The organism is Microbulbifer mixtoriginis (SeqCode), from assembly GCF_052466695.1.
In genome coordinates, this window is record NZ_CP174285.1 from 1,776,540 (window position 1) to 1,799,417 (window position 22,878).

Annotated in this window: 20 protein-coding genes; 5 read left to right on the plus strand and 15 right to left on the minus strand. The window is 48.9% G+C overall.

Annotation, left to right across the window (positions count from 1 at the left end):
• Positions 1-63: 63 nt before the first annotated feature.
• From ACJJI0_RS07730 to ACJJI0_RS07745, 4 genes are all read right to left on the minus strand, one after another.
• Entirely contained in the window at positions 64-615 is a 552-nt protein-coding gene (locus ACJJI0_RS07730; protein WP_444885399.1) for an HNH endonuclease family protein, read from the minus strand.
• A gap of 258 nt (positions 616-873) precedes the next feature.
• Positions 874-3,981 carry an efflux RND transporter permease subunit gene (locus ACJJI0_RS07735; RefSeq protein ID WP_444885400.1) on the minus strand — a complete coding sequence of 1,036 codons (3,108 nt, stop codon included), beginning with the start codon at positions 3,979-3,981 and terminating at the stop codon, positions 874-876.
• A 45-nt stretch (positions 3,982-4,026) separates the two neighbouring features.
• Positions 4,027-5,091, minus strand: coding sequence for an efflux RND transporter periplasmic adaptor subunit (locus ACJJI0_RS07740; protein ID WP_444885401.1), 1,065 nt, complete (start codon positions 5,089-5,091; stop codon positions 4,027-4,029).
• 34 nt (positions 5,092-5,125) lie between these two features.
• On the minus strand, positions 5,126-5,653 hold the full coding sequence (locus ACJJI0_RS07745) for a TetR/AcrR family transcriptional regulator (protein ID WP_444885402.1): 528 nt from the start codon (positions 5,651-5,653) through the stop codon (positions 5,126-5,128).
• A 172-nt stretch (positions 5,654-5,825) separates the two neighbouring features.
• Here ACJJI0_RS07745 and ACJJI0_RS07750 point away from each other — a divergent pair, with 172 nt between their 5' ends.
• Positions 5,826-6,221, plus strand: a complete 396-nt coding sequence (locus ACJJI0_RS07750) for a YchJ family protein (protein WP_444885403.1) — start codon at positions 5,826-5,828, stop codon at positions 6,219-6,221.
• On the opposite strand, the gene ACJJI0_RS07755 is transcribed toward ACJJI0_RS07750, so the two are convergent.
• Together ACJJI0_RS07755 and ACJJI0_RS07760 are read right to left on the minus strand one after the other, a co-directional pair.
• Complete coding sequence (locus ACJJI0_RS07755; RefSeq protein ID WP_444885404.1) at positions 6,218-6,442, minus strand: hypothetical protein; 225 nt, start codon at positions 6,440-6,442, stop codon at positions 6,218-6,220. The two genes, ACJJI0_RS07750 and ACJJI0_RS07755, sit on opposite strands and share 4 nt — an antisense overlap.
• A gap of 133 nt (positions 6,443-6,575) precedes the next feature.
• Positions 6,576-7,784: an RtcB family protein gene (locus ACJJI0_RS07760; RefSeq protein WP_444885405.1), complete on the minus strand. Its 1,209-nt coding sequence runs from the start codon at positions 7,782-7,784 to the stop codon at positions 6,576-6,578.
• A 454-nt stretch (positions 7,785-8,238) separates the two neighbouring features.
• On the opposite strand from ACJJI0_RS07760, the gene ACJJI0_RS07765 reads away from it, so the two are divergent.
• Positions 8,239-8,979: a pseudouridine synthase gene (locus tag ACJJI0_RS07765; protein WP_252085395.1), complete on the plus strand. Its 741-nt coding sequence runs from the start codon at positions 8,239-8,241 to the stop codon at positions 8,977-8,979.
• Positions 8,980-9,080: 101 nt separating this feature from the next.
• Here ACJJI0_RS07765 and ACJJI0_RS07770 read toward each other — a convergent pair whose 3' ends face one another.
• From ACJJI0_RS07770 to ACJJI0_RS07795, 6 genes are all read right to left on the minus strand, one after another.
• Positions 9,081-10,346, minus strand: coding sequence for a patatin-like phospholipase family protein (locus ACJJI0_RS07770; protein WP_444885406.1), 1,266 nt, complete (start codon positions 10,344-10,346; stop codon positions 9,081-9,083).
• Between the two features lie 168 nt (positions 10,347-10,514).
• Positions 10,515-11,528 carry a YhdH/YhfP family quinone oxidoreductase gene (locus ACJJI0_RS07775; RefSeq protein WP_252085393.1) on the minus strand — a complete coding sequence of 338 codons (1,014 nt, stop codon included), beginning with the start codon at positions 11,526-11,528 and terminating at the stop codon, positions 10,515-10,517.
• A 54-nt stretch (positions 11,529-11,582) separates the two neighbouring features.
• Positions 11,583-12,728, minus strand: coding sequence for a protease SohB (gene sohB, locus ACJJI0_RS07780; RefSeq protein WP_444885407.1), 1,146 nt, complete (start codon positions 12,726-12,728; stop codon positions 11,583-11,585).
• A 47-nt stretch (positions 12,729-12,775) separates the two neighbouring features.
• Complete coding sequence (locus tag ACJJI0_RS07785; RefSeq protein ID WP_444885408.1) at positions 12,776-13,426, minus strand: cation/multidrug efflux pump; 651 nt, start codon at positions 13,424-13,426, stop codon at positions 12,776-12,778.
• A 45-nt stretch (positions 13,427-13,471) separates the two neighbouring features.
• Positions 13,472-14,287 carry an NAD(+) diphosphatase gene (nudC, locus tag ACJJI0_RS07790; protein WP_444885409.1) on the minus strand — a complete coding sequence of 272 codons (816 nt, stop codon included), beginning with the start codon at positions 14,285-14,287 and terminating at the stop codon, positions 13,472-13,474.
• A gap of 20 nt (positions 14,288-14,307) precedes the next feature.
• Positions 14,308-16,017, minus strand: coding sequence for a FimL-related protein (locus ACJJI0_RS07795; RefSeq protein WP_444885410.1), 1,710 nt, complete (start codon positions 16,015-16,017; stop codon positions 14,308-14,310).
• Positions 16,018-16,389: 372 nt separating this feature from the next.
• Between ACJJI0_RS07795 and nhaB the strand changes: the two genes are divergently transcribed.
• Complete coding sequence (gene nhaB, locus ACJJI0_RS07800; RefSeq protein ID WP_252085388.1) at positions 16,390-17,925, plus strand: sodium/proton antiporter NhaB; 1,536 nt, start codon at positions 16,390-16,392, stop codon at positions 17,923-17,925.
• 113 nt (positions 17,926-18,038) lie between these two features.
• Here the strand turns inward: nhaB and dnaQ are convergent, their stop codons facing one another.
• The 3 genes from dnaQ to ACJJI0_RS07815 are packed head-to-tail and all read right to left on the minus strand — an operon-like array spanning position 18,039 to position 20,057.
• A complete protein-coding gene (dnaQ, locus tag ACJJI0_RS07805; protein ID WP_444885411.1) occupies positions 18,039-18,767 on the minus strand; it encodes a DNA polymerase III subunit epsilon in 729 nt (242 codons plus the stop codon).
• A 19-nt stretch (positions 18,768-18,786) separates the two neighbouring features.
• On the minus strand, positions 18,787-19,218 hold the full coding sequence (gene rnhA, locus ACJJI0_RS07810; RefSeq protein WP_252085386.1) for a ribonuclease HI: 432 nt from the start codon (positions 19,216-19,218) through the stop codon (positions 18,787-18,789).
• A gap of 50 nt (positions 19,219-19,268) precedes the next feature.
• On the minus strand, positions 19,269-20,057 hold the full coding sequence (locus tag ACJJI0_RS07815) for a class I SAM-dependent methyltransferase (protein ID WP_444885412.1): 789 nt from the start codon (positions 20,055-20,057) through the stop codon (positions 19,269-19,271).
• A 223-nt stretch (positions 20,058-20,280) separates the two neighbouring features.
• On the opposite strand from ACJJI0_RS07815, the gene gloB reads away from it, so the two are divergent.
• Together gloB and ACJJI0_RS07825 are read left to right on the plus strand one after the other, a co-directional pair.
• Positions 20,281-21,063, plus strand: a complete 783-nt coding sequence (gene gloB, locus ACJJI0_RS07820; RefSeq protein ID WP_444885413.1) for a hydroxyacylglutathione hydrolase — start codon at positions 20,281-20,283, stop codon at positions 21,061-21,063.
• A gap of 203 nt (positions 21,064-21,266) precedes the next feature.
• The gene (locus ACJJI0_RS07825; RefSeq protein WP_444885414.1) at positions 21,267-22,823 is read left to right on the plus strand and encodes a LysM peptidoglycan-binding domain-containing protein; all 1,557 of its coding nucleotides are present in this window, start codon (positions 21,267-21,269) and stop codon (positions 22,821-22,823) included.
• Positions 22,824-22,878: the final 55 nt, after the last annotated feature.

Here is a 22,878-nt window from a genome sequence, read left to right on the forward strand (position 1 = left end):
GCCCGAAATTGTACCACCGGGATGATACTCCCCACTCAATGTGCCAGTAGGCATTTAGACTGGCTAGCCCTCACTCGCTATTGTGCGTAGTTTGCGAGATTCATCTCGACTCAGGCTCAATCCATATTTCTCTACGATAGAAATAAATCGCTGAACATATATTTTACCGACGGGCGCATAGGGTGGCATCCACTCATCAGGCCCTTTGTGCCCTTTACTTTGATTGCGGCCATCATCCACCAACCAGAGATTATCGATATCCTCAGCAAAGCGCCTTTTCTTTGCACGGCTCCACCCAGCTCCTCCGTGATCATGGGCCCACTTAAGGGGCACAATATGCTCCACATCCAGATCAGAAGCTTTGCTGTAAAAATTGCCGGTATAAGGATCTAGCCACAACCCAGTATCCACCTTACAGCCGTTGGCGCGAGTATAAGTAACTGGCGAAAGGGAGTACCGTATCAACAGCTCATGTCGGGTATCTTGGCAATCCCTATCTGTATCAGACCACTTGGGTAACCACTCTGATCTCTCATAACTAATCGCCAGAGCAGAAAAGCTGAAAGAAAATAAAAAGAAGCACACACAAAATCTTGAAATTGACCGAACACTCATACATCAACTACCAATCAAATCAGATCTTTAGATTACTAGAAAACTGATCGGGATTGTATGTACCGGTTCAAACTGAGGTAAAAACGAAACCATTAATTACCTACAAACAGCGAAAGGAAAAGATAAGTGTATGAACCGGCGCAACGGAGGCAGTTAGAAACCACTAGTATCTGGGAAAGGAAGGATGATCCCACGCAATACTCAAAAAGGCATTGCGCAGGATCTCGAATTACCCACGATCAACGCAGGCTCATCGCACTATACAGAGACAACCTCTTTAGCAGGGGCTGGCTGCGACTTTAAATTCATCTCATCTAGATTACCTTCCACCTCATTAGGTTTAACCTTGTGGAAGACCGCGTAGAAAACAGGGATAGCAATCAGCGTAAGCACAGTGGCAAAACCTAGCCCCCCCATAATGGTTACGGCCATATCCGCAAAGAAAGCATCAAATAGCAGTGGCGACATTCCTAAAATAGTGGTCACAGCTGCAAGGAAGACCGGACGCAAGCGACTTACGCTAGCACGCTGAATAGCAGTGAGTCTTGGCAAGCCCGCATGTGTTTGTACTTCGATCTCATCGACCAAAACCACAGCGTTTTTAATCAGCATTCCGGATAAACTCAATACACCAAGAAGTGACATAAATCCAAAAGGCAGCCCCGTCGCCAACAAGCCTACAACTACGCCCACCAAACACATGGGAACTACCAACCAGATGATCACGGGTTCACGTACAGTACCGAACAACAAGATCGATACCAGGATCATGATTAGGAAGCCAAGCGGCAAGCCTTTACCCAGTGACTTCTGTGCATCGGTAGAGCTTTCATACTCACCACCAAATTCCACTTTAAAGCCTGGTGGCAACTGCATACTTTCTACCCAGGGACGAATTCTCCCAAACGCGGCCATAGCAGTAACACCTTCCGGAGCATCGGCACTGATAGTGATGGTCGGAACCCTATCGCGCCTTTGGATCAGGCCCTCGTCCGCAGTAACCTCAAAATCCGTGATCAACTGTCCCGCCGGAATATACCCTTGCTCGTTAGGGCTCCAGACCAAACGATCCTCCAGGGAACCCACTTGATTCCTATCCCCTTCCGGCATTCGCGCAATAATAGGGATAATACGATCGCCGCTCTCAAAATCACCCACGGTATAACCGGCAGAGGCAAATTGAATCATCCGGCTAATATCGGTATTCGTGACACCAGCTACGCGAGCCCGCTCATCATCAAGGTGGGCATGGATAGTCGGCTCTCTACTGCGCCAATCATGGCGAATATCTTCCAGGCCCTTCTCGCGAAACTGTTGCTCAACATCTACGGCAAGCGCACGCAAGGTCTGAAAATCCTGACCAGAAATTCGCACTTCCACATCGGCACCACCACCAGGGCCAAACACCAGGCGCTTAAAGGTAATCAATGCTTCAGGCTGCTCTTCACGTAACTGCGCCTTTGCCCTCTCTATCAGTTGAGCGATCTGCTCGCGATTCTCAGTGCGAACAATTAGCTGACCATAGGAAGCGTTGGGCGGTTCAGGAGCATAAGTGAGCATAAAGCGATCGGCTCCCCGACCAGCTACAGCCGTTACCGAAACCACCTCATCCTGCTCTTTAAAATACTTTGTTGCCTGTTGAAGAGCCTTATCAGTACGGTTGATATCACTGCCCTGTGGCAAGAAGTAATTCACATAGAACAGCGGTGCATTGGAGTTGGGGAAGAATCCCTGCTTTACAAACCCAAAAGCAAAATAGCTTACTAATGTAACGGCAACAAGTAAGCCGATGGTAAGGCCACGATGCCTTAATGCTCCTGCTAAGGCACCGGAATACATGTTGTAAAAACGACCATTATAGGGGTCTTCAGAATCTGAATTCTTACCGGGTTTGAACAGGTGATACCCCAAATAGGGCGTTACAGTTACAGCGAGAATCCAGCTGAGCAGCAATGAAATCCCAATCACAGCAAACAGCGAGAAGAGGAATTCACCGGTGGCATCATCAGACAGTCCAATACCAGAGAAAGCCATAATACCAATTACAGTGGCCCCCAAAAGCGGCCAGAATGTTTGGCGCACTACCCGGCTGGCAGCGCTCTTGGGCTCCTCATTTCGTTGAACCCCCATCAACATGCCTTCTGCAACTACGATAGCATTATCAACCAACATACCCATGGCAATAATGAGGGCACCAAGAGAAATCCTCTGCAGGTTCAAACCAAACAGGTTCATGATTAATACGGTACCCAGAACCGTAAGACCAAGCACGGTACCCACCACCACGCCAGAGCGCCAGCCCATAAATACACAGAGTACGAGGGTAACGATCACAACTGAAGAGACGAGATTAAACAGAAAGCCATCGACACTCTCTTCTACCACTTGGTGCTGGGCATAAACCGGGTGAATTTCCACCCCCAGCGGCAGTGCCTGTTTTATCTCCTCAAGCTTGGCCTCTACAGCCTTACCAACATTAACAATATTGGTATTTTCAGCTCCCGCTATACCAAGCAATACCGCCTGATTTCCATCATAACGGGCGATAAAGCTAGGGCTTTCATCATAACCCAGGGAGATATCTGCGATATCTCTGATGGCCAACATTGCCGTTGAACCAGGTACACCCACAAGAATATTACGGATTGCTTCCAAGTCACTTGCAGGATTATCCACTACGATGCGGGTGCGCAAATCCTGACCACCGATTTCTCCAACTTTCTGTGTGGAGCTTTCCGATTGCAGAACCTGGGCTAGATCATCGAGAGAGAAACCAAACTGAGCGAGTCGGGACTCATCAATATCCAAATAGGCGACTTCATCAATGATTCCAGAACGGGAAACTTTCGCCACCCCCTCAACACCGAGCAATTCACGACGAATCACTTTGGTGATTTCACGCATTTCGGTCAGGGAAAAACCCTCACCGGTAATCGCATAATAAATACCGTAGACTTCACCGAAGTCATCATTAACCACCGAGGGATATGCCCCACTTGGAAGGTCACTTTGGGCATCATTAACTTTGCGACGCAGCTCATCCCATACCTGAGCCAGTTCTGCGGAGGCGTATTGATCCTTAATTTCTACACGGATTTCTGACATTCCCGGACTAGAGGTAGAGGAAACCTTATCCAGCTGTCCCATTTGCTGGATAGCGACCTCAAGCTTTTCAGTAACCTCCTCTTCCACCCTTTGTGCACTGGCGCCGGGATAGAAGGTATACACTCGCGCTTCTTTAATGGTAAAGGCAGGGTCTTCAAGGCGGCCAATATCCGAAAGCCCCCAGAGTCCGCCGATCAGGCAAATCAACATCAGTAGCCAGCTATAAACCGGCTTTTCGATAAATGTGTCAGAAATCTTCACAACATTTCCCCCCTGTTTACAGGGCCAGAGCTCTCAAGCAAAAAATTAGTGCTGTACATAATTGCGAACTTTTGCACCGTCATAGAGATGCTGACCGCCCGCGGCTACCAACTTCATCGCTGCTGACAAGCCCTTAGTGATCTGTACGGCTTCACCATTGGTACGGCCAAGAGCCACCTGAACCTTGGAAACCGATTGATCTTCATTAATTTGCCAGACATAGGGTTTCCCCTCACTATTGCTCTGCACCGCCGCCAGAGGAATCCAAAAATCTCCGCTGCTCTCTTTCATTTTGACCGTCACTCGGGCAGTCATACCAGGAAGGATCTGAACATTCTGCGGTCGCGGCATCCCCAGTTCCACCGCGTAGGTCTGGGTAACACTGTCGGCTTCCGCTTGGTGTTCACGGTATTGCAAAGCAAACTGCTCACCCGGAAGAAATTCAAACTCCGCTAACACTGAGCTTATTTGCTCTTCGTTGACAGTAGCCAACATTTTTTCCGGCACAGAAATTTGTATACGCACCTCAGAAATATTCTGTAGGCGCACAATGGGTTGGCCGGGCTGAACGTTAGTGTAATTCTCGACAAGCTGCCGTGTTGCCAACGCATCAAAGGGGACCGTCAGCTTGGTATAAGCTAAATCCTGTTCCGCTCTTTCCAGAGTTACTTTGGCAAGGTCAAAGTTACTCTCAGTTTCATCAAGCTGCTGCTGGGAAATCACTTTCGAACTTGCCAGTGAGCGCTGTCGATTCAATGTTTTCTCCAGAAGCTCTACATTTACCCGGGCTTCCTTTACCCGGCGTCGGTAATCGCGATCGTCAAGCTCGGCAATCAAAGTGCCTTTAGGAATGATTTCGCCCTCTCGAAGATTTAGCTTATCGAGCTTACCGCCAACCTGAAAAGAAAGGTCCACGCTCTGCACAGCTTTTACCCTGCCTGCAAATTGTCGATCTGCTACTTTATTGGTGCTCTGAACGGTGGCCACTTTCACCGGCCACAACCGCTCAGCACGTTGCTCTTCTTTCTCTGAGCCGGAGCAACCCGCAAGAATGACCACCGCTGCCATAAGCAGGGCTAGTGGGGCACGAGAACTTACCGACAATTTCATATTCGTCATCCAAAAAGCGTGTTTAAGAAAAAAATCAGGTGAGATCTGCAGAAAGCATCAACAAACGTTCGCGTAAACGGGTGAGCATCGGATCTTCTGGCTCCACCACACCCAACACACGCCCAAAGAACATACCTTGGGCTGCGAGAATCAACAGCTGTGCAAACTCGGGGTCTTTGTAGGTTTGGGAGATTTCACTGCGCAATTCAGCCTCCTTAACCTTAACTGGTTCCAGGAGCGCCGGATCTTCGGCTACTGCTGCAATCAATGAACGGGGCAAGCCTTCATCATCTTCCATTAGTTCAAAAATGGAACTCAGCCGAGAGGTCAACAAGTCACCGCCAGCTTTGATGCAAGCTTCAGCACTGGCATCTTCCCTGGCAATCGCTGCCTCCAACATCGCTTTGAGAAGAGACTGTTTGGTTCTGAAGTGATGAATTAAACCACCCTTACTTAACCCGCACTGGGTAGCCACTGCATCGAGAGTGAGCTTGCGTGCCCCCTTCTCTCGCACCACCTCTTCGGCAGCACGGACAATGGCAGATTTATCGACTCTGGACACATAACCTCCCGGGATTACCCAACAAACCAACCGGCTGGTCGGTATCTTAACGCTCCTCAGCAAAAGATCAAGCTATGCTACCCTCTGTCACCGTCAAGCAAGGTTAAAAAGTGTTTACGAAACGCGCTGACCGAACCAGTGAAAGTGAGCGCCCCCGATTACGGAGTTACTTATGACGGATCACGCCTGCCCCTGCGGCTCAGGTAAGAAATTTCAGAGCTGTTGCAACCTCTTCCTCTCTGGGCAAGCCTATCCCAATACTGCAGAGAACCTGATGCGCAGCCGTTATTGCGCTTATGCGATGGGAAACCTGGCCTATCTGCGCAAAACTTGGCATCCAGACACCTGTCCAGATCTTTGCCAGGAGGACCTGGAGACCCAGTGGACGAGACTGGAGGTTATTAAAAGCAAAGCTGGCCTGAAGAGATCGGTGGTAGAGTTTAAGGCGTGGTATTCAGAAAATGAGCAGGAACATGTAATTCATGAAGTATCCCTGTTCAAACTCTACAAAAAAAAGTGGGTGTACCTGGAAGCGCTCCCCGGATGGCCTGAAGAAGGCAGAACCTAAAAACCGGCAAGAGTCAGTGGCAAAATAAAACGAATCGCAACTACAAGAGAGTAAGTATCGCGGGAGCCCCTCCACTCCCGCACCTCCTTCCTTATTTTTTGTTTATTTAAAAAACGTTTTCCTGACTTTGCTTTAACGTGCGCACCACCCTTCCCCATAAGTGGATTACGCGCGATATAATTGCGAATTCTCCCACTCCCCTTAGGTGGATTTTTTTTCATATACATTCTCCTTTATCGAAAATTTTGGCAGCCAAGTGCCAACAGTCAAGGTATTTTCCTGCTAGTCTCAGCCAAGTAACCGGCTTATGCCACATCAAATAACTCCTTTTCAAAACTGCTACAAACTAGAAGTCTACCCCTTAATACATATTACCTGACGCAGGGTATGCTCCACTTCGACAAGGTCTGACTGATTATCCATAACTTGATCTATATCTTTATAGGCCGCCGGAATTTCATCAATCACTCCCTTATCTTTACGGCATTGAACACCCCTAGTCTGCTCTTCAAGATCCTGCCTGGTAAACCTCTGGCGCGCTGCGCTACGACTCATTTTGCGGCCAGCTCCATGAGCGCATGAGTGGAATGATTCGGCAATACCACGTCCACGCACAATATAGGACTTGGCTCCCATTGAGCCTGGAATAATTCCCAGCTGATCTTTTTTCGCACTGATCGCCCCTTTACGGGTAATAAAAACATCCTGCTCAAAATGGCGTTCGCGCACTACATAATTGTGATGACAATTGATTGCCTCACTGGTGAGCGTAAATTTTGGCAGATGATTTTTGAGACAATTCAAAACCAACTTCATCATTTCCTCCCGATTAACTCTAGCGTACTCCTGGGCCCAGCTTACCGCCTCGATGTAATCATCAAGATGGTGGTTACCTTCGGAAAAGTAAGCCAAATCTTTATCTGGCAGATTACGTATATGTCCTGCCATATCCTTTCGAGCCAACTGGATAAAGTGCTGTCCAATAGCATTGCCAACACCTCGACTGCCTGAGTGCAGCATCACCCAAACCGCATTATTTTCATCCAGACAAATTTCAATAAAATGATTGCCGCCACCCAGGGTCCCCATCTGGGTAACCCAAGTTTTCTGTGGCTGATGCAGCCTTTTTAGTAGCCCAGGATGTTTTTCAAACAACCTATCCACACCGGGAGCTAAAAGTTTGCAGGCAGATTCCCTGGCACTGATCATCTTGTGACGACCCTGTCCAATGGGTACTTTCACCTCAATGGCCTCCCGCAATGCCTTCAGGTTGTCAGGCAACTGATGGGCATGTAACGAAGTTCGCACTGCATTCATTCCGCAGCCAATATCCACCCCTACCGCTGATGGAATAACCGCATCTACTGTTGGGATCACAGAACCAACGGTTGCCCCTTTTCCTAAATGTACATCCGGCATTGCCGCAATATGGGAGTGTACGATTGGTAACTGAGCAATATTTTTTAGCTGCTGCAAGGCCTGCGGCTCGATTTCATCGGTATATATTTTTACCGGCACACTACCTTGCTGTGCATTTTTATTTAGCACAATTTTTACAGGCATATAGAGTCCTTGGATTGATCCAATAAATCATTAAAAGCTCTCCAAAGCCCCAAACAAAAAGCCCCGGCAAATGCCAGGGCTCTAGAGAATTCTGGCTTGAAAAGCTCAATCACTTTTCAAGCAGATGCACATGAAAAGCGATCAAAAAAACAGGTTGTTAATATCCACATTTCGCATTTCATGGCTCCTTCGTGGCTGCGTTCCACGTCAATCAAGAAATAACTAATAAAAAATGCCAGCTTTAAGCAACTCATGCCGGCAACAAACTATGTGACAAATTTTATTGCCTAGCCGTAATAAGTCAACCTAAATTTAAACTACTTTTTAGTATTTTTTCTCAACAAGTTACTATCAGGTATTAATAACCAATTAACTGAGGCATTTTTTATATGCAATCACTACGTTTCGGCAATACACTAAGCAGCCGACATATGAGCCTGTATCAGATCAAACCATGAGTTGTGAACCAGAGATTATCTATGAGGACGAACACCTGCTTGCCGCTTATAAGCCTGAAGGCTGGCTCGTTCACCGTTCCGAGATAGACCGTCACGAGACACGTATCCTCCTACAGCACCTCCGCAATCTAAGTGGTTATCATTTATACCCAGTTCACAGACTAGATAAGCCTACATCTGGAGTTATTATTTTTGGCAAAAGCAGTGCGGTCGCCGCTCAGCTCCAACATCAACTGGAAGGTAAGGGCTCCCTAAAGAAATATCTTGCTGTTTGCCGCGGATACTGCCCCGAACAGGAGACCATTGATTACCCACTCCCACCGGTAGCAGACTTTAAACACCAGAGGAAACGCCCCAAGTCAGAGCTTCCCCGCCAGGAGGCCATCACCCTCTTTCAGCGGCTCGCCACCATAGAACTACCTTATGAGGTGGATCGCTATCCCACCAGCCGATATTCACTGGTAGAAATTCAGCTGAAAACTGGTCGCCGACATCAAATCCGCAGACACTTCAAGCATATTCACCACCCCTTAATTGGTTGCCCCAAATATGGAAAATCTTCCCACAACCATTTTTTTTCTCAGCAGTTTAATTGTGGGAGACTGTTACTACATGCCGTAAAATTAGAATTACAGCACCCAGCTAGTCAAAAATTATTAGTATTACAGGCCGAACCACGAGGAAAGTTCATGAAGCTTCTGCAGACATTTGGCTGGTCTGATGCACTCAACCACTGAAGCAAAGGGAATAAAATTAGAAAACCAAGAAACACTGTGTTCGAGCGAGATATCCTAAATAGAAATCACACTTAATTCAAATCGTTAGCAGGTAATCCAAATTACGACGAAACATCTCCCTGCCCAAGCTGATCCTCGATACTCTTTTTACGTGAACCAAAGAGGCCTCTTCGCTCCACCTCAAGTTTGGGCTGAGGCCTCAAGAAATAGCGCAATTTATCTTTCTCCCACATTGCATCCTGGTAGCCAAGCTCAATCAACTCCTCAATATAGGGCCGCTCAAAAAGCAAGTAACTTGCCGCGGAGACTCCGCCTCCAGACCGCGTCGCACCTGTGGAGCGAAATAACCAACGCAACGCCGGCGGTAGATACTTTAATTTTCTCCCTCCCAATCTGGCGAGACTCTGCGATGGTTCAATAACCACGGATTCTACTGGCCGAAGAGGAGAGAGATCGGCAAATTTATCTTCTTCCACAGAATCCAGTAAGGTATTAACCCTATCCAAATGTTCCAAATCCCCTTCCAAGCTATCAATAAAAGCAGCATTGAACCACTGAGCAGTAATCTGGGCCATTGAGGGAGAATGAACCTGATTATTGCTACGCCGACTACCCCAGTGAACTGGAGAGCGGTTATCGGAAACACCTACGATAAAGACACGCTTAGCTCCAAGGTGTAAGGCCGGGCTGATGGGAGCCATTTGACGAATTGCACCATCGCAGTAGTAAATATCGTCGATTTTTACTGCAGGAAAAATTGCGGGGATTGCAGATGAGGCGAGCAGGTGATCCACCGTCAAGCGGGTGGAAACTCCAAACCGGCGAAAGCGCTGCCAACCTCTCACACCATCCGCAGCTTGATAAAAGCTCACCGACTCGCCCTCACTATATGAAAGCGCATTAATGCAAGTTGCGTGTAGATGGCCTGCGTCGATATTTTTTTGGATATTATCGAAATTAATTACATCCAGTAAAAGCTGACGCAAGGGGGAATTATCGAGAAGTGCAAGAGGTTTTTCTCTCCCAACACCCTGATTAAACAGCGAACGGCTAATAGACAATAAATTACTAATTAAGCTAAACCAGCTAGTGCGGTACACCCGCTCCACACTCAGGTTCATCCACACCGAGCACATACTCTCGATCGCTTCTTTAAATGTACCTGGGTGAGCGGCCAGCATCATGGCATTCATAGCGCCAGCAGATGTGCCGCAAATAATTTTAAAAGGGCGCGCGTTATCTTCGGGCACAACTTCTGCTAGGGCTTTGAGAACCCCGGCCTGATAAGCAGCACGGGCGCCACCACCCGAGAGTACTAACGCGCTGTTCTGCACCGGAATCAGGGACTTTTCGTTACCTTGAGACACTGTCATCTTCCAACAGAAACAGGCTATAAATCACGCTACTGGCTATAAGGCTATTGAAAAGCACAGGCACAGACAAACACCATTACTTATATAAAGAGGCAGATGACTGTCATTCGCCTGTTCAGCTGTAATTTTTTCTCCAAATAAACTCTGAAATACTCAAGAGATCTAAAGTGCCATATTAACGACATAGCGGCCGATGCCATGGCCTCGGTGTAACCGTGCCAGAAATTCCGGTGCCTGTTCAAGTGATATATCTTCCGCAATAAGTTTTAGCTTATCGCCGATATACCATGGGCCAGCTAGCTTTTGCCAAACCGCGGCTTTCTTTTCTACTGGCAGCTCTACACTATCAACGCCCAGCAGACTGATACCTCGCAAAATAAAAGGGAATACATTTGCATGAAACTGTGCGCCCGAAGCCATACCACATGCCGCTACACCACCACCGTATGCTAGGGATTTAACCACATTAAAAAGGGTTTCCCCGCCTACTGTATCTACAGCCCAAGCCCATAAGGGTTTAGCCATGGCCTTGTTGGCAAATGGCGCTAAAGTATCTCGATCAAGTACCTTCCAAGCACCCAATTCAGCGAGAAAGTCTGCCGCTTCAAGTTTCCCGGTCACCGCAGCTACTCGAAAGCCCAACTTTGCCAGCAGCGCCACCGCAATTGACCCGACTCCTCCAGTAGCACCGCTGACCAATACTTCACCATCTTCTGGCATGGCTCCAGCCTCCAATAGCCGGTCCACACAGAGGGCAGCGGTTAACCCAGCAGTACCAAGCGCCATAGATTCCCTGGCACTGAGCCCCTCAGGAAGCGGTAGAGCCCACTCAGAGGGAACAGCAGTAACCTCCGCCAAGCCACCGGGGGTATTCATGCCTAAATCATAACCTGTGACTAAGAGTTCAGTTCCTGGCGTGAATTTACCACTTTGGTCTTCGAGCACCGAGCCTACGGCATCAATCCCTGGAGTGTGCGGGTACTCTCTGGTAATACTGCGGTTTCCAAATGCAGACATAGCATCCTTGTAGTTCAGAGAGGAATAGGAAACTCTAAGCAACAAGGGGTTACTGGGCAAATCTCGGAGATGTCGCTTCACCAGTAGCTGATCAAATTTTCCAGCGGCCACCTCTTCCACCCTAATGGCCCGGAACTCCCTTTCCTGAGAACTATTCATGCCTGCTTTATCCTAATGACAAACTTCCCTATAAATTGCCCTTGTCGACATCTCTTACTGGGCGTGATGACGCCATGCGCTCAATCTTGAGAATAGACGTGTCAGGGCCGACTCTACCCCGGCCTCAGCAGCCAACCCCATTTTCTTGGCGATATTTTTCTTCTCTTTGTATTCCACCTGAAACAGGTCAGCATGTTTAGCACAATCTGTCAGGTACTCATCAGATGTTTTCAACTCATCCACAAGGCCCATTGTCAGAGCCTTTTGCCCAAACCAAACTTCTCCTGTCGCAACCTTGGCAACATCCAAGTTGGGGCGGTACTCACTGATAAAGTGCTGGAAAAGTACATGTATTTCCTCCAGATCACTCTGGAATTTCTCACGTCCCTCTTCAGTATTTTCTCCGAACATGGTTACTGTGCGCTTGAACTCACCCGCAGTGAAAAGCTCATAATCCACATCGTGACGCTTTAGCAAGCGATTAAAGTTAGGCAGCTGCGCCAAAACACCGATAGAGCCCAACATTGCAAAAGGTGCGGCAAGAATTCTGTCTGCCACGCAGGCCATCATATAACCGCCACTTGCCGCCACTTTATCCACTGCAATAGTGAGCTGAATGCCCGCACTGCGTACACGTGCCAACTGGCTTGCGGCCAGACCATAGTTGGCCACCATTCCTCCGGGGCTTTCCAAACAGAGCAGCACCTCATCACCAGCCTCTGCAACTTGAAGAATTGCAGTAATTTCCTCCCGCAAACGCGAAAGCTCACTGGCTTTGATGTCGCCATTAAAGTGGGTGACAAAAATACGCTTGCGCTCATCTGTCGAATCCGAGATTTTCTCTGCCTCACGGGCATCAGCTTGTGGCTCTTTCGTCTCACCGCCTAGATTGCCTTCTTTGGAGGTTTTCTCTTTGGCCGCCGCTTTATGCTTTTTAGCCAGGGCTTTTTCCTCAGCTTTCTTATCCTTTGCCAGCTGCTTTTTACGCTGATTAAACTCGTGTTTTTCCATAACGGCTTCGAGCAGAGTTTCTTTAAACTGCTCGTAGCGGTCATTCAATCGAGTAACACTGATGTGTCCCTGCACCCTCTCTTTAAGTTGCTCTCGATTAGCAAAAATAAAACCTATCAACACCATCAGAGCAACGATAACAGTTACTATTTTTGCCAGGAACAGGCCGTATTCAATTAAAAATTCCACTTATACTCCAGATTGCTGCCATGCAAATTAAAAATTATTTAGCCGCCCTACTGCCAACCATCCAAGGCAGTGGTCGCCTGCTGATTTAATGGTCGCGCCAACAAGCCGCTGTGACTGATACGCACCTCATAAACTGCACCATCCTCCATGGGCAAAAAGGTTGCGCTCCCGTAGACGGCATCAACGAAAGGAAGATTTTTATCAAACCCTCGTACAAACTGCCAAATATCAACCCCATAATTTGTGCCATCAATTTGATGCACAGAGCGTTCGCGTACTCTTTCGTCTTGCAAGGTAAGATAACGACCGCTCAGGCGATCCAGGCGATAAGCTGGCTCGATACCCCAGCGTATCAATGGGCCTTGCCACTTCAGCATACGGGCATCCAATTGCCACTGATCTCCATACAGCTCAAATTTTTGCGAAATACCATCGGCATCAGAAAACTTCACTTCAAACTGCTGCTCCGCGATCTTTTTAAATGACACAACGCCAACGCTATGCTCATTACCTAGATTTCGATAACTGTATACATCCGCAGCAACCAAAACGATCCAAAGGGCCAAACCAAAGAAAACCAGCCCTACAGAGCCGCGCAAAAAACCCGTCACCCAAGAGCCACTCAATAGTACCCTCGCTCCCCAAAAGACGAGGAACAGAGCCACTACCGCTATTAGGAAGGTGATCACGATATACATGATGATACTTAACTCCTCTCTGCCAATTCCTTAAAAACGGAAGATCTACAGCTTCAATCCGCCTGCCAATAAATTGGAAAACGTATGAATCAACTGTCCAGATAAAGTTTGCACTGGCGGAATAGCTGGCAGCGAACGATAGTGGAACCACTGAGCCTCCTCAATCTCATTTGGATCGGGGCATAGCTCCCCCCCCTGCCACTCTGCCAGATATCCCAACATCAACTGCCCCGGAAAAGGCCAGGGTTGGCTACCGACGTACCTGAGTTTTCCCACCTCAAGTCCAACTTCCTCTCGGACTTCTCGCCTTAAAGCCTGCTCTGCACTTTCACCTGGTTCAATAAATCCAGCCAGCGCGGTATAGGTGATATTTCTTCGATTGGCATGGCGAGCGAGTAGGCACTCCTCCCCACGGGTAACCAACATGATTACGCAAGGAGAAATTCTTGGGTAAACCGTCAACTGACAATTTGGGCAGGTCCTGGCCCGGTCTAGAGAATGGTAATGGGTTTCTGTGCCGCAGCGGCCGCAAAAGCGGTGATCTCGATCCCAATAAGCCACCTGCAGAGCTCGGCCAGCTAAAGCAAATAGATACTCCTCTGTCGAAGTAAGCAGACTACGCAGGTTACGCCAGTCATGCCCATGAATCTCAAACTGAGCTGAAAGTACTCTAACACCGCAACTGCGACCTCCCAGCTCGCCGAGATAGTGGCTTGAGATAGCAGTAGTAGGTGGCAATTGATCCACCTCGTGAATGAACCGGTCTCCACTACAGAGAACCAGGCCCTCCGCTACAATAATTTGCTGGGAGAACTCGGGAGCCTCCCAAACATTTGCGGCAGGCTCAAAGCGATCAACCAAAAAGTGACTCCTTTCTCAAGTTAGGCCGTTTCAACAGGACAACCTAGCGCTGCCAAGCTCTCCACTGCAAGATTCAGAGATTGAACATCTGCCTGGCGATGTAGCTTTACTTCGCCTAGGTAGTATTCCAGACTAATAATCGCATCGGCAAAAATATCCAGCAGCTGCTCCACCTCAGGGGCCGCATCATGCCTATCCACCGAGCTTTCAACAAAGTTCAGCAAACCTTCAACCACGGCTGCGGCACGGCGGAGGTTGAGCACAATCAGCCCCCCTCGAACGGAATTTAAAGTGGTGGAAACATTGCGGATATGCCCGTGATCAAAACCAGAGTCTGCATAGGCAGCCAGCGCTCGCTTGATGAGGGCAAGGCCCGCTTCCGCCTCTTTAAGTACTGCCACCTCGGCCTCGGCCAGCTGGCTGCACTCAAATGCAATATCCGCATGACCGTACTCATCAAGATCAATACTGGTGCTTTGCTTTAGCGCCCGTACAGTACTATCTACCATTAGCACTTGGCCTGTGAGCTTTTGCAACGCTGCATCCGCAACGGAGCCACCAGCACTTGCTGCGCTCTGGTATTCAGCTATGGCATTACGCAGGCTCTCCCCAATCCGTCTGAAATTGAGCATTTGTAAGGTGCCGGCAACCTTTTGCAGGGTAGTAGTCAGGCCATCATCCTCATCAATACCCGATACCCCAATCATCTCGATGTCATCGAGCATTCTCCGCACACTAGACAATTCTTCATCAAGGGCACCCGCAACTGCAGCAATAGCCGTTGCACCAGGGCCGCCGAGGCTTGCGCGCTCTCTTTCCAGTTCATCCTCAGTGTATTCGAGTTCCTCCGCAGAAAAAGCTTCAAGCAGTTTCTCTCCACTTTTATCAGGGCGTGAAAGAGCCAGCCAATAGATACATTCTTTTAAAAGAATTGGCGGAGCCGGTTGATCCAGGGCCGTATCACACTCTTTCTGTAATGCACGCAGCCAGCGGTCAAACATACTGAAAACCATCACCCGCGAACGGCTGATCCGCATTTCAGCCGCAGCCATGCCGCCAAGTGCCGCTCCAGCTACCAGCCATAGGCGCCCATTGGGGCGGCCTGTGGTAATACTGGCAATACGCTCTAGTGCTCGCGCCATCATCGTGAAAGCGGGGCCCCTAGGCTTTCCACGCAACAGCGCCAATAAACCAACTTGGTACATATGACGAAATCTGCGCACAAAACTGCGAAGGTCTTCGGACATTACCGCCGAAGCCCCCAGGCCAGGTATCGAAGCACTTAGATTACAGCTAAAAAAGTGACTCTCTGGCACAGGAGGCTCGGAACGCGCCGCACGTAAATTGTTAATAAAAGGTATTAACAGCTCTGGGCGCGCAATCGCTCGGTTTTGCACAAAGTCAAGATAACGACCCAGCACATAAAAACCCGTACCCAAGGCTTCCATCAGCTCTTCTGTAGGCTGTTGGCGCCCCTCCAGCACCTCGGTCAAAGCGGCGATCTTTTCCTGCGCTAGCAATTCACCCGCATGGAGTTGCACCATTTGCAGCACTCCACTCACTTGCCTAAGAACAGCGACACACTGCTCCAAAGACTGTTTCTGGGTGGTATCTGCTGCAAATTTATCCAGGTGAGCGGCGGCATTGTCTATTGCAACAACCAGCTCGTCCTTGACTACATTGACAGAAGTGATGTTGATCTTGCGCAATTCACTTTTTGCCTGCACCACTACATTCTTCCTGTAACCGAACAAAAAACAACCAACTCCCATGGAGCAGGCCTAATAAACGGCAATTTATACCAATAGCGAAAAGAGTCCACCTTTCCGCAGACAAATTCCACCGAATATTCGACAAAACCCCCGGCAATAAGGCAGACAGTCCTAAATTACTTGAATTTTCCGGAAAACCCAGTAGCGTTTGCTATTTTGATATTTGCGTCTGTACGCATTTTGTTCTTGCGCACAAAAAACAACCAGTACAAAAATTAACAGCTTTGCCGCAAGGGGAAGAGACAGGGGAGTAGGCATATCACTGCTATTCGCCAATCAATTCCAACACTCCAATTTGGCCCTTAACTGGGTAAACCATGGAAGTAAATGATGAACACCTACAACAATGCAATTACCGCGTCTGGAAGCGGTTTTGGCCGGGCTTTTGCAGATAATTTTCTCGGTGAGGCTCCGGACTGGTACAAATTAACCATCGCCGCCTTCCTACTTTTAAACCCTCTCCTACTCTATGTCAGTGGCCCCTTCATCACTGGCTGGGTGCTAATCGGGGAATTTATTTTTACCCTGGCCATGGCTTTAAAATGCTACCCATTGCAACCAGGCGGACTACTTGCAATCGAAGCAGTGTTGATGGGCATGACCAGTACTGATGCGGTTTACCACGAGGTTGTAGAGAATATAGAAGTTATCTTGTTGCTAATGTTTATGGTGGCAGGCATCTACTTTATGAAGAGCCTGTTACTATTTGTCTTCACCAAGATCCTTATTCATGTAAATTCTAAAAGCCTATTGTCACTATTATTCTGTGCAGTGGCAGCTGTGCTTTCCGCCTTTTTGGATGCACTTACGGTAACAGCTGTTTTGATTGCCGTTGCTGTTGGCTTTTATTCTGTATACCACCGGGTTGCATCACAACAACCCCATCACCACCACAGTCACGATCACTCCAACGATGAGCATGTGGTCGAGTATCACCGTGAGGATTTAGATCAGTTCCGGGCCTACTTGCGCAGCCTGATCATGCACGGCGCTGTCGGTACCGCACTCGGCGGAGTGTGTACCTTAGTGGGCGAGCCGCAAAATCTCCTCATTGCCGAGAAAGCCGGATGGGAATTTGTGCAGTTTTTCCTACAAATGGCTCCAGTGACCATCCCCACCCTGTTTGCCGGACTAATAACTTGCGTAGTCTTGGAAAAAACCAAGGTATTCGGTTACGGCGTACAGCTTCCCCTAGCGGTTAGGGAAGTTTTAGTAAACTTCTCCAAGGAAGAAGAAAGCAAACGTACCAGCGCCCAGGTTGCCGAGCTCTGGATACAGGGTATTGTTGCACTAGTTCTAGTATTCGCCCTGGCCTTCCACGTTGCAGAAGTTGGCATGATTGGCCTGATGATTATTGTATTGCTAACGGCCTTTAATGGGGTGGTTCAAGAAGCTCGTATCGGCCATGCTTTTGAAGAAGCGCTGCCTTTTACTGCACTTTTAGTTGTGTTCTTCGCGATTGTTGCAGTCATTCATCAACAACATCTATTTGAACCCGTGACTCACTTCGTACTATCGCAAAAGCCTGAACAACAACCGGCTTTACTGTTTGTTGCCAACGGTATTCTATCCATGATCAGTGATAACGTGTTTGTCGCCACCGTATATATCAATGAAGTTAAATCGGCTCTCGTTGCTGGCGATATAACTCGGGAGCACTTCGACAAACTAGCTATTGCCATCAATACTGGTACCAACTTACCGAGTGTTGCCACACCTAATGGCCAGGCGGCATTCCTATTTCTTCTGACGTCGGCCCTTGCGCCCCTCATCCGCCTATCCTACGGCCGCATGGTGATTATGGCCCTACCCTATACATTAGTACTCAGTGCTGTAGCTCTGTTTTGTGTGATTTACACTCTCTAGAGAATAGTTCGCCGGCAAATACCCAGTATTAGCCGGCAGCCTCAAAGCTATGGCCCAATGACAAGAAGAGTAACCAGCAATAAAAAAGCCCGCTAAGCGGGCTTTTTTATTGCTTACCAGAAGTGCTTCCCAGCAGATTTCTGCAACAGTTCAAGCATAGACAGGTGCGCTTCCTGCTCATGTCCCGAAGCCTGGATTACCCTGAGAGAGGGCCGATTCTGCGGAAGCCTGCGAATTACCGAGGAGACACTCTCCCCCTTTGCCTGCTCACTCTCCTCAGAGCTTTGCCCATCGCTCCCCTGAGCCAACCCCAAATCGGTTTGGCCTCCAGTCATCATCAGGTAGACGTCGGCAAGTATCTCCGCATCTAGCAGAGCGCCATGCAGATCTCGCTGTGAATTGTCGACGAAATAACGTTTACACAACGCATCCAAGTTGTTCTTTTGACCAGGATGCTTTTCTCGCGCAAGGGCCAGAGTATCCAACACACTGCAATGAGCATTCACATGCTGCCAGCGTGGACCGCCCAACAACTTTAGCTCGGCATTAATAAAGCCAACATCAAACGGGGCGTTGTGAATAACGAGCTCAGCGCCCTCGCAGAAAGCCATAAACTCGTCGGCGATCTGCGCAAAAACGGGCTTATCCGCAAGGAACTCGTTGGTGATACCGTGAACTTCAATCGCCCCATCATCAACCTGCCGCTGAGGGTTGATATATTGATGATAATGACGCCCTGTAAGCTTACGGTTTTCAAGCTCCACACAGCCTATTTCAATAATTCGGTGGCCATTCTTGGGATCTAGGCCGGTAGTTTCGGTGTCCAGTACAACCTGGCGCATAACTCACTCCCCGTCAGAATTACAGCTCATCTATACCACGATTGGCTAACTGGTCAGCCCGCTCATTTCCAGGGTGGCCAGCATGGCCCTTCACCCAGTGCCACTCGACCTGATGCCTGGCAACACCTTCATCCAACTGACGCCAGAGATCGGCATTTTTTACTGGCTTTTTACTCGCCGTCTTCCAACCATTCTTTTTCCAGTTATTGATCCAACCAGTGATCCCCTGCCTTAGATATTGGGAATCGGTATGTAATTCAACCTCACAGGGCTGCTTCAGGGCTTCCAATGCCTTGATCGCAGCCATCAGCTCCATACGGTTATTTGTGGTATGGGACTCCCCTCCACATAACTCTTTTTCATGCTCTCCGTAAACCAGTAGAGCTCCCCAGCCACCTGGACCAGGGTTGCCACGACAGGCGCCATCTGTGTAGATAGTAATTTGCTTCAAAATCAGTGCCAGAAATAGGAGTAAATCAGCTTCTGGAGACTCCCCCAGAGCTATCGCTTCTGATGTTTTCCCCGTGCAGCGACACGGGGACTTGTAGGTGTTGCTACCAGGGCAGGCTTACGCTCAGCGCGCCAATCTATCTTGATTGTCCGCACCCGCGCCACTTCTTTGCGCGCGACTATGATGTAAAAGCCACCCCAAGGCAAGCGCAGGCGATTAGCGAGCCTCTCCATCCAGGCCGACTTAGCGAGTAGCTCACGTTGCTGTAAAGGCAGGCGGAAGAAGCCTCGATGCATCTGTTCAGCCTGGAGATCCAGCAGATTCATCCAGTCAGCAATCCTGGCTGCCCTCAATTGATTGCCTTTTTGATAGGCTCCACGTGAAAATAACAGGCGTGATAGACCCAACAAAGAAAAGGGATTGAATCCCATTAGCAGCATGTGACCGCCAGGTATCAGTACTCGCGCCGCTTCACGCAAAATTTGATGGGGATGAGTGGAAAAGTCCAGCAAATGATGTAAAAGGACCACATCAATTGACTCAGAGGGGAGTGGCAGGTGTTCCATCTCTACAATAGCCGCCCCTTGCTGCTCCGGGCAAACCGCCAAGCGAAAGCAATGATTAATACGGCTAGAAGCGGCAAAATCTACGGCATCAGTAACCCCCGCCTGCAATAGATGGTAACCAAAGAATCCTTCAACCAAAGGCTGGGTCAGCGCCAATTGCTGAGAAAGAATCTCCTGCCCTAGACTGCTTGAAAACCAGTGAGAAAGGGCCGGACTGGCTTTGCGCAATAGCGATGACTCTATCGACTCACGAGATCTGGACTTATCAGTCATTCACTCTCCTTAAGAACCAGGCAGAAATCAAATTGATTATCCTGCACTCCCGCAGCCATCCTTTACGGTGGTTAGCTCTAAATGCTATGCAGTTTAACATCATGTCGATCATTCATTTACGAGACACTATAGAAAGCTTGCTGCTAGGTAAGCACCCTCCTCTACACCTTTCGGTTAATATCCATGATATCGTTCCGGCATTGAGTTGGCAGGCAGAACAAATATGCTCTCCGTAACCCCCATTCCCGCATTGAATGACAACTATATCTGGCATCTTGAGAAGGATGGTGAGCACTGGGTCGTCGATCCCGGTGAAGCCGAGCCGGTAATCAAGACCTTAGGGGAAGCCCCCCTAAGTGGCATTTTAATTACTCATCATCATTATGATCATACAGGCGGCATCAAAACACTGCACAAGCATTATGAATGCCCAGTGTTCGGCCCCGAATCCATCAAAGGAGTAACCAATCCAATTGCCGACGGGGATACATTTTTACTGTTAGGACTACCAACTGAAGTCCGGGGTATTCCCGGCCACACCCTGGACCACTTAGCGATAATTCTGAAAGAGGAATCTGCCAGCGGCAGTCGGCAGCCTCATCTATTTTGTGGTGATACACTTTTTGCCGCCGGCTGTGGCCGCATATTTGAGGGAACCCCAAAGCAGATGCTCAATTCCCTACAAATGCTAACCAAGCTACCAAAACATACCCTTGTTTACTGTGCCCATGAATACACGCTCAATAACCTCCGGTTTGCCCATACTGTAGAACCTGGAAATACTGCGGTTAGTAAACGACTAGCCCACACCCAAACCTTGCGGCAATCCGGCGAGCCGACCCTGCCTAGCAGCATTTCCGAGGAACTGGCAACAAACCCATTCTTACGCTGCCAATTTCCAGAGGTTGCTCAAAGTGGAGCCCATCATCTGGGGCGGGAAACGCCCGAAGAGCTCAGTGAAGTTGAAATATTTTCCAGCCTTCGCGACTGGAAAGACCATTTCTAATAGAGGTGGCCATAACCCCATAAGTCACGACCAGCAGCTTAGCGCCCTCAAATACTGTCTGTTTTTTATCCATCTACATTGACCGAAACTATTCCCACTAATTAGAATCAGAAGGCTATGATCTAATGCTCAGTGTTAGCAAAAAATAAGCGCCTTCGCGCGAGCTGAGTGGGAATTAAAAGAATTACTCGCGGATATCAAACATGGTTCACAAGAATTTTGCCGCAGCATTGCTGGCCGCTACGGTTGGAGCTTGCTCGCAAATACCTGAGACTGGCTCATCCCCCGATAGCGAAAGTCAGCAGACGCAAGAAACCAGCCCTGCAAATAACCTTGAGATATCTTCCCCTATTTCCACGGAAGCAGCCCCGCCCCCTACAGATATCTGGGAGCGCCTGCGCCGGGGATTTCGCCTCAATCACCGCACCGAAGATCCGAAGGTGCAGGATTACATCGCTTATTTCTCTCGTAATGAAGGCTATATGTCGCGGGTTACAGAGAGGTCTCGCCGCTATATCTTTCATGTTGCAGAGGAGTTAGAGCAGGCAAATATGCCTCTTGAGCTCGCCTTATTACCTATAGTGGAGAGCGCCTACGATCCCTTTGCTTACTCTCATGCACAAGCCTCCGGAATGTGGCAATTTATCCCCGCCACCGGTCGCTCTTTCGGCCTCCAGCAAAATTGGTGGTATGACGGACGCCGAGATGTACATGAATCGACCCGCGCAGCGGTAAAATACTTCAAATACTTATTCGAGCGTTTTGATGGCGACTGGGAGCTTACTCTAGCAGCTTACAATGCTGGGGAAGGAACTGTGCGTCGCGCAATAGAGCGCAACCGCCGCAGAGGACGAGGAACTTCGTTCTGGGAAATCAAGTTACCACGCGAAACAAAACGCTATGTACCACAGCTTCTAGCACTTGCTGAGGTAGTATCCCGCCCAGAGCATTACAAGGTACCTCTACACGAAGTCGCTAACGAACCCTACTATGCCCGCGTCAACGTTGGCAGCCAGATAGATCTTTCCCAAGCCGCAGAACTTGCTCAAATCGAGTTGGATGAGCTTTATCTACTCAACCCCGGGTTTAACCGATGGGCCACTGACCCCAATGGCAATCACCACCTGCTTATTCCAGTAGAAAGCCTAGAGCGCTTTGAGTCGGCCTTGGAAGAACTGCCCGTAGAACAACGCGTAACCTGGGAGCGCTATAGTATCGCCCGGGGAGATACGCTTTCTACCATCGCGCGGCGCTATCAGACAACCATCTCAGCCATTCGTGAAGCCAACAAGCTGCGAAATAACAATATTCGCGCGGGTAAAACCCTACTTATCCCTAGCGCCTCTGGTCCAGAGGGCCAGTATGCGTACACCGTAGACCAGAGAGTGAAACAGCGCCAAGCTACTGGCCAAGGGCAGAGGTCGAGCTACACAGTACAACCCGGTGACAGCCTTTGGGCCATCTCGCGCAAACTGAAAGTGAGCGTCAAGGAGCTCGCTCATTGGAATAGCATGGCTCCAGGGGACACCCTTCGCCCAGGCCGGACACTGGTTGCCTACAATGGGGGGGCAGGTAGCAGCAACCGTACCACTCGCAAACTCTCATACAAGGTAAGAAGTGGAGACTCCCTCTACCGAATTGCCAATAAGTTCAGTATCAAAATCGACGATATTTTGCGATGGAACAAAATTCCCAAGTCGAAATATCTACAACCCGGCCAGCGTTTAACTCTCTTCGTCGATAGTGCACATAACAGCTAATCTTTTTTCCAAGCGGTATTAACCACAATAAAAAACCCGGCAAAAGCCGGGTTTT

Coding starts and splice junctions, on each gene's coding strand:
- ACJJI0_RS07730 (WP_444885399.1), bottom strand. CDS start 615: ATGAGTGTTCGGTCAATTTCAAGATTTTGTGTGTGCTTCTTTTTATTT.
- ACJJI0_RS07740 (WP_444885401.1), bottom strand. CDS start 5,091: ATGAAATTGTCGGTAAGTTCTCGTGCCCCACTAGCCCTGCTTATGGCA.
- ACJJI0_RS07750 (WP_444885403.1), top strand. CDS start 5,826: ATGACGGATCACGCCTGCCCCTGCGGCTCAGGTAAGAAATTTCAGAGC.
- ACJJI0_RS07755 (WP_444885404.1), bottom strand. CDS start 6,442: ATGAAAAAAAATCCACCTAAGGGGAGTGGGAGAATTCGCAATTATATC.
- ACJJI0_RS07760 (WP_444885405.1), bottom strand. CDS start 7,784: ATGCCTGTAAAAATTGTGCTAAATAAAAATGCACAGCAAGGTAGTGTG.
- ACJJI0_RS07765 (WP_252085395.1), top strand. CDS start 8,239: ATGAGTTGTGAACCAGAGATTATCTATGAGGACGAACACCTGCTTGCC.
- ACJJI0_RS07775 (WP_252085393.1), bottom strand. CDS start 11,528: ATGAATAGTTCTCAGGAAAGGGAGTTCCGGGCCATTAGGGTGGAAGAG.
- ACJJI0_RS07785 (WP_444885408.1), bottom strand. CDS start 13,426: ATGTATATCGTGATCACCTTCCTAATAGCGGTAGTGGCTCTGTTCCTC.
- nhaB (WP_252085388.1), top strand. CDS start 16,390: ATGAACACCTACAACAATGCAATTACCGCGTCTGGAAGCGGTTTTGGC.
- dnaQ (WP_444885411.1), bottom strand. CDS start 18,767: ATGCGCCAGGTTGTACTGGACACCGAAACTACCGGCCTAGATCCCAAG.
- ACJJI0_RS07815 (WP_444885412.1), bottom strand. CDS start 20,057: ATGACTGATAAGTCCAGATCTCGTGAGTCGATAGAGTCATCGCTATTG.
- gloB (WP_444885413.1), top strand. CDS start 20,281: ATGCTCTCCGTAACCCCCATTCCCGCATTGAATGACAACTATATCTGG.
- ACJJI0_RS07825 (WP_444885414.1), top strand. CDS start 21,267: ATGGTTCACAAGAATTTTGCCGCAGCATTGCTGGCCGCTACGGTTGGA.